This window comes from Cellulosimicrobium sp. SJTW-1, from assembly GCF_047716875.1.
Lineage (GTDB): Bacteria > Actinomycetota > Actinomycetes > Actinomycetales > Cellulomonadaceae > Cellulosimicrobium > Cellulosimicrobium funkei.
Map to the genome: position 1 here is coordinate 1,573,975 of NZ_CP136680.1, position 13,295 is coordinate 1,587,269.

Here is a 13,295-nt window from a genome sequence, read left to right on the forward strand (position 1 = left end):
GCAGGTGTTCAGGAGGCGGGGCGGCCGTCGGCCGCGGCACGGTCGCCGCGGCCGGTGCGCCCGACGGGACGGGCCGCGGGGTAGGCCCGCACGACGCCCACCGTGATCGCGGCGGCGGCGAGCGCCTTGAGCAGGTCACCGGGCAGGAACGCGAGCGAGAGCTGCGCGGTCGTGGGCAGCGGCACGCCCGTGACGAGCGCCTGCACCGGGATGCCGACGGCGTAGACGACCGCGATCCCGCCGACGACGCACGCGACGAGCACGGGCGCGAACGTGACGCGCCGGAGCCGGTCGACGAGCAGGCCGACGACGGCCGCGCCGGCGAGGAACCCGACGAGGTAGCCCGCGGACGGCCCGACGAACGCCCCGAGCCCGCCGCGCCCGCCCGCGAGGACGGGGAGCCCGGCCGCGGCGAGCGCGAGGAACGTCGCGACGGCGAGCGAGCCGCGCCACGCGCCGAGGATCGCCCCCGCGAGCATGACGCCCAGCGTCTGGAGCGTCACGGGCACCGCGTTGCCGAACAGCGCGATCGAGCCGGGCAGGCCGAGCGCGGCCAGGAGCGCGGCGAACGTCGCGACCCGCGCGGCGTCGCCGGCGTCGAGCGCGAACCGGCCGCGGCGACGGTCGGGCACGTCCCGCGGTGCGTCGCGCAGCACCTCCGGGGCGGTGGGCGCCGTGGCGGACGGGGTGGCGGCGGGCGTCTCCGTGCGGGCGTCGGTCATCGCGGGCTCCCTGCTGTCGGTGGTCGGGCGTGTCCACTCTGGCCGGGACGGCGGTCGTCGGGCGACGGCGCTCGCGACCACCTCCGCGGCCCGCCGTGCACGGATCGCACAAGGCGTTGGAGGGATCCTCCAACCGCGCCGGGGCGCGGGCGCGGGGTCGGTGTGGGAGCCGCACAACCCGGCCTGTCCGGCCGGGCGACACGGCGCGTCGCACCTCTTGGCACTCGCGGGGGGAGAGTGCTAAAACAGGAGCTGTAGCCGCCCGCGGGGTGCCTGCCTCGCGGGAGCACCGACCGGTCCCGGACCGTCCGGGACCGTGCGACGAGGAGGTGAGAGGTGTGGCTGCGATGACCGACCCCTTCACGAGCACCTTCGACGCGATGGACCGTCTGGTCGGCCAGCTCGCGTCCGGCGCCCGCGCGACCGCGGCCTCGGCGGCCTCGGGCGGCATGCCGCTCGACCTGTTCCGCGCCGGGGACCACTACGTGCTGACGATGGACCTCCCGGGCGTCGATCCCGGCACGATCGACGTGTCCGTCGAGGACCGCACGCTGACCATCCGCGCCGAGCGCAGCCCCCGGACCGACCCGGACGTCCAGTGGCTCGCCCGCGAGCGGCCGTCCGGCACGTACGCACGCCAGCTCACGGTGGGGCGCGGCCTGGCGCTCGACAAGATCACGGCGTCGTACGAGGACGGCGTGCTGACGCTGACGATCCCGGTGGCCGAGGAGGCCCGGCCCCGCCGGATCGAGGTCGCGCACCGCGCGGGCGGCGCGGCGACCCAGATCACGGCCGAGGCCGAGCCTCAGACGTCGGAGGGCTGAGCCGGGCTCACGCCTCGCCCGGGAGCGCCTTGCGGACGACGAGGCGCGTCCACGCCCCGAGGTACACGCGGTCCCCGTCGGCCAGCTCGCGTCGCTGGCCGGCGGGGATCGGGTCCGTCGGGAGCGGTTCGCCCGCGGGGCTCACGTAGGTGCCGTTCGAGGACTGCAGGTCCTCGACCCACCAGCGCTGCCCGTCCGTGCTGAGCTGGCAGTGCCGTCGCGAGACCCCGGTGTCCGCGCCGCAGTCGACCTGCGGGTGGATGCCGCGCGAGACCGACGGGCGCCCCACGAGCACGCTGCGCTCGCGCAGCACCACGAGCCCCGGCAGGCCCGCCGACGGCATGGGGTCCTCGGGCTGCTGGGCCGCGTACCAGTCGGGGTCGATCCAGATCTCGACGACCCACTGGTCCGGCCCGGGCACGGGCGGCGTCGGGAGGTGCGCGCCCGACGGCGCGGGAGAGGCCGGGTCGGCGGGCTCACCGCCGGGCTGCGCACCCGCGGCGGTCCCGGGGGCCGGGGTCGACGCCGGAGCCTCGAGCGGTGCGGAGGCGCCGGGCGGCGGGGTGGCCGCGGACGCGGGCGTCGCGGCCGGGGCCGGGAGCGGGGGCGGCGTCGCGCCCGACGCGACGCCTGCCTCCGGTGCGGCGGGTGCGGCCGGTGCGGCGGCGGGTGCGGCCGGGGTCGCCGGCGTGGGGCGCGACGGCGGGTCGAGCGAGAGCGCCGACGCGGGCTCCACCGGGTCGGGCAGGGCGCCCGTGGTGAAGTCGTAGCCGCAGTTCTCGCAGAACAGCGCACCGGCCGGGGCGGGCGAGCCGCAGTTCGGGCACTCGAGGGGCTGCGCCGGGGTGCCGGACGGCGCGCCCGGTGCCGGGGACGACGCGCCCGCCGGGGGCGCCGCGGGTGCGGACGCCGCGGCGATGGGCTCGCCGCACACGTCGCAGTAGTCGGTCGACTCCGAGGGGTGCCCGTTGGGGCAGACGACGGCGCTCACCGACGCACCCGCGTCGTCTTCGTCGAGGCGGTGTCGAGCGCCATCTCGTCGAGCGTCGACGTGTTGCGCTTGAGCCGTACGGTGCCGTGCTCCTCGTCGTCGATCTCGACGACCTTGCGCAGGCGCGACGTCGCCTCCTCGTTCCCGGTCTGCTGCGCGAGCTGGACGGCGCGCCCGAGCTTGACGGTCGCCGTCGCCTCGTCGCCCGAGGCCTTGGCCGCGAGGCCCTCCTGGATCGCCGCGGCGAGCTCGGTCTGGCCGGTGTAGTGCGCGACCTCGGGGTTGATGCGCGTGGTGAGCGACTCGTCGTCGGACCACTTCGCCTTGACCAGGCCCGAGGACACGACCTCGCCGTTCACGGCGAGCTGGACGCGCGCCGCGAGCTGCTCGGAGCCGACGGGCTTCGAGGCCACGCGGACCGCGACGTGGTAGTCGCGCGACTCGTCGCCCCACGACCCGGTCGGGTACGCGCCCGTGAGCGGGTTGACCTCGGCCCGGCGGTGCGTGAGGTCCTCGACCGTCGGGGCGACCTGGCGGACGAACAGCACCTGCGAGCCCTGCGGGGCCCACACGCGCAGGTCCGCGGAAGCGACGCCGCGCGCCATGGAGGCCTGCATGAGCTTCTCGAAGTCGGCGGCGATCTCGTTCGGGTCCGCGATGAGGTCCACCGTGCCGAGCAGCGCGGTGGAGATCTCGCGCAGCTCGTCGACCTGCCAGCGCGAGCCGACGCCGCGCGCGTCGCACTGGAAGTGGCCCGTGACGTCCCGCACCGCGGCCGAGAGGTTGGCGCGGGGCTCGGACTCGTTCTTGCCGTCGGTGAGCAGGATCGCGTGCCGCTGCGTCGCCTGCGGCACCGTCGCGAAGAGCTGGTCCGCGAGGCGCAGCCACGTGCTCATCGCCGTGCCGCCGCCGGGCGTGAGCATCGAGATCGCGCGCTTCGCCTCGGCGCGCGCGCCCGGCTCCATCTGCACCATGGCCATGCGGGCGTTCGGGTAGGGGAACGCACGGTTCGCGACGTGGCTGCCGCCGACGATCGCGAACCACGTGCCGTCGAGGATCTGGTCGACCGCGACCTGGGCGGCGTGCTTCGCGGCCTCGATGTTGCGCCCCGACATCGACCCCGACGTGTCGACCATGATGATCTCGGCCACCCCGCCCGCGCCGCCGGCGCTCCCCGCGCTCCCGGCGCCGCGGCACGTCACGGTGACGATCGCGTGGACGTCCGTCGCGCCCTCGGACAGGAACTCGTTCTGGTAGACCTCGGCGGCGAACTCGGCCATGGGGGCTCCTTCGGTGGTGCGGGTGTTCGTGCAGGCTATCGGGTCGTCGGGGCCCGACGCGCGGTGCGCGTCAGGCGGTGGCGGGGTCCGCCGGGGGCGGTGGCGGGGTCGCGGACGACGCCCGGGAGAACCGGGCGAGCGTCGCCGTGATGTTGTCCCGGCCGCCCTGGGCGTTCGCCCAGTCGACGAGCGCGCCCGCGAGCATCTGCGGGTCGTCGCCGACGCGGTCCTGCGTGCTGCGCACGAGGGCCGCCAGGTCGGCCGCGGGGGAGCAGTAGTTCCACAGGCCGTCCGAGCACACGAGCAGCCAGCCGTCGCGGTCGGGCAGGGTCGCGGCCGTGCGGGCCACCGGGTCGGGGGCGTCGGGGCCGAGCCAGCGCGTGATGGCGTGCGCCTGCGGCGACGTCTCCGCCTGGGCGCGCGGCACGCCCTGCGCGATCATCTCCTGCGCCCACGAGTCGTCCACGCTGAGCTGGTGCGCGTCGCCGTCGTCCGGGACCCAGTAGGCGCGCGAGTCGCCCACCCAGCCCGCCACGACGAGCGGCCCGTCGAGGACGGCCGCGACGAACGTGCACGACGGCGGGTTCTCGCGGTCGGCCATCGTGCCCACGGTCGCGAGGATCGCGTCCTGCGCCGCGCGCGACGCGTCGCCGAGGAGCGCGGACCACGCGCCCATGCGCGCCGAGGCCTCGCCGGTCACGGGGTCGGGCCCGTCGGGGCCGCGCGCCGCGAGCACGTCGCGCGCGGCGCGCGCCGCGGCGAGGCTCGCGACGTCGGAGTCGGGCGCGGAGGACACGCCGTCGCACACGACGAGCGCCGCGAACGACCGCTCGGCGGTCGCGGACGGGCTCGCCGCCAGGGCCATCGCGTCCTCGTTGCGCGAGTGCCGCACGCCGCGGTCGCACACGCCCGCGACCCAGCTCGCGGGCCGCTCGGCCCAGTGGTCGCGCTCCGACGCCGCGGGCTCGCCGCACTCGGTGCAGTACCCGTCCTCGGCGACCCGGCCGCCGCAGCGCACGCAGGGGCGCGTGCCGCTCTCGGTGCCGTCGGTCTCGGCGGAGGCCTCGCCGGACGGCACGGCGGTCCCGGTGTCGGTCCCGGCGTCGGGACCGGGCCCGCCGTCGCCGGTCCCGGCTGCTGCGGGGTCCGTCGCGGCGTCGGTCGCGAGGTCCGCGGCAGCTCCGGTCCCGGCGGCCAGGTCCGTCGCCGTCGGGAGCGGGGCGAGCGGGGTTCCGCACGCCTCGCAGAACCGGGCGCCCTCGGGCGACGGCTCCCCGCACGCCGGGCACGCGAGCACGCCGCTCGGCTCCGCCACCGTGCCGCCGGGCACCGGTGGTGCGGGCACGGGCGCCGGGGAGTCGCTCATCGGATCGTCCACCGGCGCACCTCGTTCGCGCGGTCCACGAGCGTGATGCGCTCGTCCCGCGAGTCGGTGAGCGACGCGAGCTCGCGGTACGCGCCCTCGAGCGCGTCGCGCAGCGCGGGCTCGTCGGCGGGCACGCCCGCGATGCGCGTGGTCGGCTCCGGGCCGGAGGCCGTCACGGTGTCGAGCGCGGAGCGCAGGACGCCCACCGCGAGCTCGGCCCGCTCGCGCGGCGCGATCGCGACGGTCGAGACGCTCGCCATGGCGTCGGCGAGCGCGGGCAGCCCGCGGCCCGAGGCGGCGAGCAGGTGCGCGCGGAGGGTGCGGGACTCGACGTACGACCCGCGCGTCGGGCCGACGAGGTCGAGCGCGTGCAGCGCGCCGTCGAGGTCGCCGCGCGCCTCGCGCACGCGCATGAGCCCGAACGCGGCCGGCGCGGTGTAGTTCGCGTCGGTGCGCGCGCAGATCACGTAGAGCGACTCGGCGATGTCGGGCTCGCCGCTCAGCTCGCAGGCCGCGGCGAGAGCGAGCTTGGGCGCGAGCTCGCCCGGCACCTGCCCGTAGACGGCGTTGAAGGACGCGCGCGCCGCGACCGGGTCGCCCTGCGCGAGCTCGCCGAGGCCGCCGATCCACGCGGCGCGCCACTCCCAGGGGTCGTCCGCGAGGATGGTCGCGATCGTGTCGCGCAGCACGTCGAACCGCTCCGCCTCGATCGCGGCGCGCGCACGGGCGAGGCGCACCTCGACCGTGTCCTCGGGCGCGTCGGCGAGCGCCGCGAGGCGCGCGTCCGGGTCCACGACGTTGACCCCGGCGAGCCAGCTCGCCATGGGGTCGTGGTCGTCGCGCCGCAGCGTCGGCAGCTCGTCCCAGGCGAGCGGGCGGGACGCGACGTCCGCGACCGGCGCCTCGAACAGGACCGAGGCCGCGGAGTGCAGCGCGGGGTTGCCCGGGCCGGCGTCGGCCGCCACGACCTCCCGCAGGACGCCGAGGAGCTGGGTGCGCATCTCGTCCGCGGTCGCGAACCGGTCCGCCGGGTCGAGCGCGCACGCCTTGGCGAGCAGGCGGTAGAACGAGTCGTACTGCTGGAACACCGGGGTGTCCGCGACGGGCGGGAGCGACGCGACGTACGTCGTCGTGTTCCCGCGGAAGTCGAGGACGAGCGTCGCGAGGGTGCGGCCGATCGTGTAGATGTCGGACGCGACCGACGGCCCGACCTCCGCGACCTCGGGCGCCTGGTAGCCGACCGTGCCGAAGATCGCGGACGTGAGGTCGTCGGTGCGGCGCACGCCGCCGAGGTCGATGAGCTTCACGCCGTCGCCCTGCTGGATGACGTTCTCCGGCTTGAAGTCGCAGAACAGCAGGTTGTGGTCGTGCAGGTACGCGAACGCGGGCAGGATCGCGAGTACGTAGGCGAGGGCCTGGTCCACGGGCATCGGGTCGATGACGCCGTTGTTGTCCTCCCGGCGCTGCTGGAGGATCTCCTTGAGCGACTCGCCGCCGACGTACTCCATGACGGTGTAGCCGGCGCCGTCGTGCATCGCGAAGTTGTAGATCTCGACGATGAGCGGGTGCTCGACCTCCGCGAGGAACTGGCGCTCCGAGATCGCCGCCGCGTACGCGTCGGGGTCGCCGGAGTTGAGCAGGCCCTTGAGCACGACCCACCGGCCGGACACGTTCTGGTCGCGCGCGAGGTAGATCCAGCCGAGGCCGCCGTGCGCGAGGCAGCCCACGACCTCGTACTGGCCGCCCACGAGGTCGCCCGGCTTCAGCTGCGGCGTGAAGTCGAACCGGTTGCCGCAGTGGGGGCAGAACCCGGAGGTGCGGCCGGGCTGCCCGTCGCGCCCGCGGCCCACCTTCTCGCCGCACGCGGGGCAGAAGCGCTTGCGCTCGGCGACCTCGGGCACGGCCATGACGGACTGCAGCGGGTCCCGGACGGGCACCGACGGGACCGTCGTGAGGCCCGCGCCGAGGCCACGCCCGCGCAGGCGCGTCGAGGACGTTCCGACGCGGCGGGTCGCCTTGGAGCCGGTCGCGGCGGTGCGCGCGGAGCCGAGCGCGGTCGACGCGAGGCGGCTCGAGCTCGTGCGGCCGGTGCGCGTGGAGCGCTCGGCGTCGGGGTCGCCCGCCCCGGCGGTGCCCGGGCGGCCCTGCACGAACCCGGTGCCGAGCATGGCGGACGGCGAGGCGGCGGCCGCGCTCCCGGGCGCGGGCACGCCGGTGGTGCCGCTCGCGGCGGGAGTCGGCGTGGTGCCGGAGCCGCCCGCGGGCGCGCCGCAGACGTTGCAGTAGCCGTCCTCGATGGTGCCCGGGCAGCCGGGCTCCGAGCACGGGACGGTCGCGGTGGTCGTCACGACGACGCTCCTTCCGGGGTGGGCAGGTCGCGGGTGAGGAACTGGTACTGCTCGACGAGGAACCGCGCGAGCGTCACGTCGCACGGCGTCGTCTCGACGGCCTCGCGCGCCTCGGCGAGGCCCGAGCGCACCGTGGGGGACGCCGAGCGGCCGTTCGCGTCGGCCCGCGCGGCGAGCCGCTCCAGGCTGTACCGCAGCTCGGCGCGGGCGCGCAGGGGACGGGTGTAGGCGTCCTCGACGGTCTCGACGGCGCGGGCCACGGTCGCGAGCCGGGCCGCGTAGGCGTCGAGCTCGAACCGCGAGTCGGGCACGGGGCCGAGGCGCGAGACGTCGGGGACGGCGAGCCGCGGCGGGTGCGCGATCTCGCGGCGGCAGCGCGCGACGAGCTCGCGCAGGGCGGGCTCGCGCGCCTCGAGCGCGGCGCGCTGCTCCTCGGTGCGGGCGCGGTCGCGGCGCAGCTCGCGGCGCTGCGCGGACGCGACGATGAGGTCGCGCTCGGCGCGCGCGACCTCGGTCTCGAGCTCCGCGAGCGGGCCCGACACGTCGGCGCCGCGCGCAGCCTGCGCGACGAGGTGGTCGAGGCGCCCGCGGAGGGTCTCGACGCGCCCGCGCGCGTCGGCGTCCGAGCCCGCGAGGTCCTCGCAGCGCACGAGCTCGGCGCGCACGCCGCGCAGCCGTGCGACCTGGTCGGCCGTGTGCGGGTCGAAGGACAGGCGCGTGCGCAGCTGCACGACGAGCGCGTCGCACAGCTTGACCGCCTCGACGAGCGAGACGAGCGCGGCGCCCGAGCCCGAGTCGAGCCGGCCCCACAGGAGCTGGGAGATCTTCTCGCGCGCGACGGCGTCGGCCCGGCCCGAGTCCCACACGGGCCGGATCTCGTCGGCGCGCGAGCGGATCGCCTGCCACAGCGACAGCGCGAGCACGAGGTCGGCGGTGTAGGCGTCGGGCGTCGCGGCGGCCTGCGCGGCGGCGTCGAGCCGGTCGAGCTCGGTGCGGCGCTCGTCGAGCCAGGTCTCGAGCGCGCCGAGGTACGCCAGGAGGTCGGCGGCGGGGATCGCCTCGCCGAGCCGTCCCGGCGCCTCGGGTGCGGGGATGCGCGTCACGGCGTGCGGCCGTACACCGCGGCCGGCGGGGTCGGGGCCGGGCCGAGGCCGCCGAGCCACTCGCCGTAGATCGCGGCCCAGCGCCCGTCGGCCTTCATCTGCTCCAGCACGCCGTTGACGAACCGCACCATGTCGACGTTCTGCGCCGGGACGCCGATGCCGTAGGGCTCGTCGCTGATCGCCTCGCCGACGACCTTCGCGTACGGGTCCTGGGCCGCGAAGCCCGCGAGGATCGTGTCGTCACCCGTGATGGCATCGACCTTGCCCTGCTGGAACAGCACGAGGCACTGCGTGTGCGTGGTCGCCGGGACGGGCTCGATGCCGGAGAACTGCTCGAGGCGCGTGAGCGTCGTCGTGCCCTCGGGCGCGCACACGCGCTGACCCTCGAGGTCCGCGATCCCGTTCGCGGTCGAGTCGCGCGTGACGAGCACCTTCTGCCCCGCGTGGTAGTACTCCGCGGAGAACGCGATGGACTCCCAGCGCTCGCAGTTGATGGTGAACGCGCGCGCCACGAGGTCGACCTCGCCGTTCTCGAGCACCTCGAGCCGCTGCCCCGACGTGATGACGCGGAACTGCAGCCGGTCGGGGTCGCCGAAGATCGCGCGCGACACCTCGTGCAGCACGTCGATGTCGAAGCCCTCGATCTGGCCGGACAGCGGGTTCCGCGCGCCCATGAGCAGCGTGTCCGCCGAGACGCCGACGACGAGCGCGCCGCGGTCGCGGATCGCGGCCATGGTGCTGCCGCCGGGCAGGGCGTCCGGGCCGGGCAGCGCGCCCTCGGGCGCGTACGAGGCGAGCGGTTCGGCGCACTCGGCGGGTGCGGCGGGTGCCGCGGGGGACTCCGTGGCCGACTCGTCCTGCGGGGTGGTCGTCAGGCGCAGGTCCTCCGCGCCGGACGGCCCGGAGCACGCGCCGAGCGTCAGCAGCGCGACGAGCGCCGAGGCCAGCCCGGTCGTGACGACGCCGGTGCGGCGCGCGCGCGTGCCGGTGCGGCGGGTCCCGGCGGGCCGGGCGTGGGGGGCGGGCGTCGTGGTCACCGGTACTCCTCCAGTCGTGCCGTCACGCCGCGCCAGGCGAGCAGCGCCGCGACGAGCCCTGCCGCGAGCAGCAGCCAGCCCGCGACGGTGGCCGTCGTCGCCGCGCCGTCGAGGCGGTCGCTCGTCGCGGCGGCGTGGGTCTCGATGTCGTCGCGCGCCGCGGCCGAGAACGCGTCGAACGCGGCGTTGGGGCTCTCGGGGTCGGTCGCGGTCGCGAGGGCGACCGCGTCGTCCCACTGGCCCGCGTCGTCGAGCGCGCGGATCTCGGCGTGCCGCGCGACCCAGGCGTCGAGCGCCTGCGCCGTCGTCCCGTCGAGGTTGCCCTCGGCCGCCGCGGTGTCGAGGCGTGCCGCCGCGTCGTCCGTCGCGGCGACGAACGACTCCTCGTACGTCTGCCCCGAGCCGCGCTTGATGAGCGTGAACGCCTCCATGGACTTCGCGTCGTTCGCGAGCGAGTACGCCTGCGACGCGGCGAGCGTCGCTGCGTACGGGCCGGTCCGCACGTCGTGCGCGCGGGCGCTCGCCTGGGAGAGCAGGACCGTCGAGACGACGCCCACGACGAGCAGCACGGCCGTGGCGACGGCGAGCCCCACGTTGAGCACGCGGTGCGTGCGCCGCGCGAGCCAGACCTGGCTCGCGAGGAGCACGGCGAGGGCCAGCAGGCCGGCCGCGAGCACCCACAGCGCGTTGCGCACGCCCGAGAAGTCCGCGGCGACGCGGTCGGCGTCGTCGAGCACGACCTCGTCGAGCGCGGGGAGCATCTGCTCGCGCAGGATCGTCGAGGCCTGGTCGAGGTACGCGGACCCGACGGGGAAGCCCTGCCGGTTGGTGGCGCGCGCCTGCTCGACGAGGCCCGTGTAGACCGTGAGGTCGGCGGCCACCTGACCCAGCAGCGCGGCGTCCGCCTCGTTGCTGCCCGAGAGCGTGGCGAGGCGGTTCGCGGCCTGGTCGACGAGCTCGTCGTACCGCGCGCGCTGGTCGGCGGGCTCGAGGCCCCCGACGAGGAACGCCCCGGTCGCGGTCGCGTCCGCGGCGACGAGCGCGTTGCGGACCTCCTGGACCCCGACGAGCTGGGCCGCGTCCTCGCTCGCCGCGGCGAGGGCGCGCGACTGGAGGCTGCCGGCCTGGAACCCGAGGACGCCGAGCGCGAGCGCGGCGAGCACGCACAGCGCCATGACGAGGCGCAGCTTGCCGGGCGTCCGTCGCAGCGCGCCGCGCGCGCGGGACACGGCGGCGCCATGCGACCCCTGCGGGACGACGGCGCCCCCGCCCGGGGCGGTCAGGGCACCGCCCGGCGCGGGTCCGCCGGCCGGGACGATCTGCTGGCCCGCCGGGCGGACCGGGGTGGTCGTCATGCGTTCTCCTCGGCGCTGGAGGGTGCGGTGTCGGGTGCGTCGTCGGTGCCGTCGGCGGTCTCGGGGGCAGGGGACTCGGCCGGCGCGTCCTCGGGTGCCGGCGGGTCGAGCGTCGCGAGGAGCGCGGGAGCGCCCTCGCCGTCCACGAGGTCGACGGGCAGGAGCAGGCGCAGCTCGTCGATCGTCGGGGCGTCGACGTCCTTGAGCCGCCACGCGTGGCGCGCGATCGCGGCGTCGAGCACGTTGCGGGCCCAGCGCGCGTTGCCGAACCCCTCGGTGCGCGGCTGCGCCGCGGCGAGCCGGGCGAAGACGTCGAGCGCCTCGGGGGTCGGCTCGAAGTCCGCCCGGGAGGCCATGCTCGCGAAGATGTCGCGCAGCTCGGCGTCGGCGTAGTCCTCGAACGTGATGGTCGTGGAGAACCGCGACTCGAGGCCGGGGTTCGTCGCGAGGAAGTCGGCCATCGGGCCGGGGTAGCCCGCCACGATGACGACGAGCTCGTCGCGGTGGTCCTCCATGTCCTTGACGAGCGTGTTGATCGCCTCGGCGCCGTACTGGTCCTCCGCGAGCCCGTACGCCTCGTCGACGAACAGGACGCCGCCGAGCGCGGTCGCGACCACCTCCGACGTCTTCACGGCCGTCTGCCCGAGGTAGCCCGCGACGAGCTCCGAGCGGTCGACCTCGACGAGGTGGCCCTTCTCGAGCAGACCGAGCGCGCGGTAGATGCCCGCGACGAGCCGCGCGACCGTCGTCTTGCCCGTGCCCGGGTTGCCGAGGAACACGAGGTGCCGTGTGAGCGTGGGGCGGGTCAGGCCCGCGTCGGTGCGCAGCTTCTCGACGCGCAGGAGCTCCGTCTGGCGGTGGATCTCGTCCTTGACGCGCGTGAGGCCCGTGAGCGCGTCGAGCTCGGCGAGCAGCTCCTCGATCGAGCGCGCGGGCTCCTCCTCGACCGTCGCCTCCGCGGCGGTCTCCGTGGCCGTCTCCGCGCTCCCGGCGGTCGCGTCCGCCGTCGTGCCCGACGGCGGGGCGGGCGTCGTGCCGGACGGCGCGGTCCCGCCCCCGGTCCCGCGCGCACCGAGCGCGTCGAGGATCGACGCGACGGACGGGACCTCGGGGGCCGGGCGGCGCAGCGCGTCGAGCGAGCCCTGCGCGGCGAGCAGGTCGCCGAGGTCGAACGGGTCCGCGCTGCCCGTCGTGCGGGGTGCGGCGAGCGGGCCGCCCGCGGCGGACGTCGGGCCTGCTGGCGCGTGGGTCGCAGCAGGGGCGGCCACCGGGCCGGCTCCGGCCTGCTGGACCGCGGCGGTCGAGGCGGCGGCCCCGGCGACGTGCGGGCCGGGGGAGCCGAGGCGCGCAGCCGCGCGGGCGACGTCGGCGAGCGCCTGCCCGTACGCCGTCGCGTGCTTCGAGCGCGCCGCCCCGAGAGCGGCGAGGACGTCGGTCGGGGACGTGCGCCAGCGCCGGGCGCTCGACGCCGCGGTGAAGAACGCGCCAGTCGCCGCCGGGTCGTGGCCCAGCGCGGCGAGCCACGCCGCCGGGGCGCCCGGGGAGGACTCGGCGACGGCCGCGGCGAGGCGCGCGCCCTCGTCGCGGGCGGCCTCCTCGTCGACGCCCGCGGCACGCGCGGCGGCGTCCAGCGCGTCGAGCGCCGCCGCGAGGGTCGGGGTGTCCGGGGTGGTCACGGTGCCTCCAGTCGTCCGGGCTCCGACGGCGGACCCGGCTGCGGCGTGCCCCGGCCCGCGCCGGGGTCGAGCGCGATCGACGAGTCGCGGAACTTCTCCGCGAGGAACGCGCCGTGCGCGACGAGGGCCGCAGCGTCGGCCCGCGACACGGCGTCGGAGATCTTGTCGAGCGTCACGCCGAGCAGGTCGAGCTGGTCGCACAGCAGCATGAGCGACGTCTTGCCCTGCGCGACGACCCGTCGGTCGGCGAAGTCGCGCGGCAGGCGCAGGTAGGCGCCGACGGCCTCGGGCAGGTAGCTCGTCGCCGTCGCGACGACCGTGTGCGCCTGCTGCGACCCGCCGCCGAGACGGTCGAGGCGCGGGACCATCTCCTCGACCGTGCCGGTGATGCGGTGCACGCGCGCCGTCACGGCGGGCGGCACGCGCCCCTCGATCTGCTGCTCGACCCGCTCGACCGACGCGAGGATGTCGGTCGACGTGGGCGGGGCCGGCAGCTCGTGCTCGGGCTCGGGCGCGGAGGACCGGCCGCCGAGGCGGCCGATCACGTCGGAGAACCAGCCCATCTAGCTCGGGGTCCGATCTGTGGTGCGGGG

General features: G+C 76.7%; 11 protein-coding genes. 1 reads left to right on the forward strand and 10 read right to left on the reverse strand.

What is annotated here, in order from left to right:
* Positions 1-8: 8 nt before the first annotated feature.
* Complete coding sequence (locus RSE42_RS07160) at positions 9-722, reverse strand: biotin transporter BioY (RefSeq protein ID WP_415298394.1); 714 nt, start codon at positions 720-722, stop codon at positions 9-11.
* 338 nt (positions 723-1,060) lie between these two features.
* On the opposite strand from RSE42_RS07160, the gene RSE42_RS07165 reads away from it, so the two are divergent.
* Complete coding sequence (locus RSE42_RS07165; RefSeq protein WP_369824872.1) at positions 1,061-1,546, forward strand: Hsp20/alpha crystallin family protein; 486 nt, start codon at positions 1,061-1,063, stop codon at positions 1,544-1,546.
* A gap of 7 nt (positions 1,547-1,553) precedes the next feature.
* Here RSE42_RS07165 and RSE42_RS07170 read toward each other — a convergent pair whose 3' ends face one another.
* From RSE42_RS07170 to RSE42_RS07210, 9 genes are all read right to left on the reverse strand, one after another.
* Positions 1,554-2,537, reverse strand: a complete 984-nt coding sequence (locus RSE42_RS07170) for an FHA domain-containing protein (protein WP_415298396.1) — start codon at positions 2,535-2,537, stop codon at positions 1,554-1,556.
* Positions 2,534-3,817, reverse strand: a complete 1,284-nt coding sequence (locus RSE42_RS07175; RefSeq protein WP_021483252.1) for a VWA domain-containing protein — start codon at positions 3,815-3,817, stop codon at positions 2,534-2,536. The genes RSE42_RS07170 and RSE42_RS07175 overlap by 4 nt, the downstream gene beginning before the upstream one ends.
* 70 nt (positions 3,818-3,887) lie before the next feature.
* Positions 3,888-5,183, reverse strand: coding sequence for a PP2C family serine/threonine-protein phosphatase (locus RSE42_RS07180; RefSeq protein ID WP_415298398.1), 1,296 nt, complete (start codon positions 5,181-5,183; stop codon positions 3,888-3,890).
* Positions 5,180-7,531 carry a serine/threonine-protein kinase gene (locus RSE42_RS07185; RefSeq protein WP_085388173.1) on the reverse strand — a complete coding sequence of 784 codons (2,352 nt, stop codon included), beginning with the start codon at positions 7,529-7,531 and terminating at the stop codon, positions 5,180-5,182. The genes RSE42_RS07180 and RSE42_RS07185 overlap by 4 nt, the downstream gene beginning before the upstream one ends.
* Positions 7,528-8,634, reverse strand: coding sequence for a hypothetical protein (locus RSE42_RS07190; RefSeq protein ID WP_255438102.1), 1,107 nt, complete (start codon positions 8,632-8,634; stop codon positions 7,528-7,530). The genes RSE42_RS07185 and RSE42_RS07190 overlap by 4 nt, the downstream gene beginning before the upstream one ends.
* A complete protein-coding gene (locus tag RSE42_RS07195) occupies positions 8,631-9,671 on the reverse strand; it encodes a glutamate ABC transporter substrate-binding protein (RefSeq protein ID WP_255438103.1) in 1,041 nt (346 codons plus the stop codon). Before RSE42_RS07195 ends, RSE42_RS07190 begins: the two co-directional genes overlap by 4 nt.
* Positions 9,668-11,026, reverse strand: a complete 1,359-nt coding sequence (locus tag RSE42_RS07200) for a hypothetical protein (protein ID WP_415298401.1) — start codon at positions 11,024-11,026, stop codon at positions 9,668-9,670. Before RSE42_RS07200 ends, RSE42_RS07195 begins: the two co-directional genes overlap by 4 nt.
* Positions 11,023-12,702, reverse strand: a complete 1,680-nt coding sequence (locus tag RSE42_RS07205; RefSeq protein ID WP_415298402.1) for an AAA family ATPase — start codon at positions 12,700-12,702, stop codon at positions 11,023-11,025. Before RSE42_RS07205 ends, RSE42_RS07200 begins: the two co-directional genes overlap by 4 nt.
* Positions 12,699-13,265: a hypothetical protein gene (locus RSE42_RS07210; RefSeq protein WP_061268560.1), complete on the reverse strand. Its 567-nt coding sequence runs from the start codon at positions 13,263-13,265 to the stop codon at positions 12,699-12,701. Before RSE42_RS07210 ends, RSE42_RS07205 begins: the two co-directional genes overlap by 4 nt.
* Between the last annotated feature and the right edge of the window lie 30 nt (positions 13,266-13,295).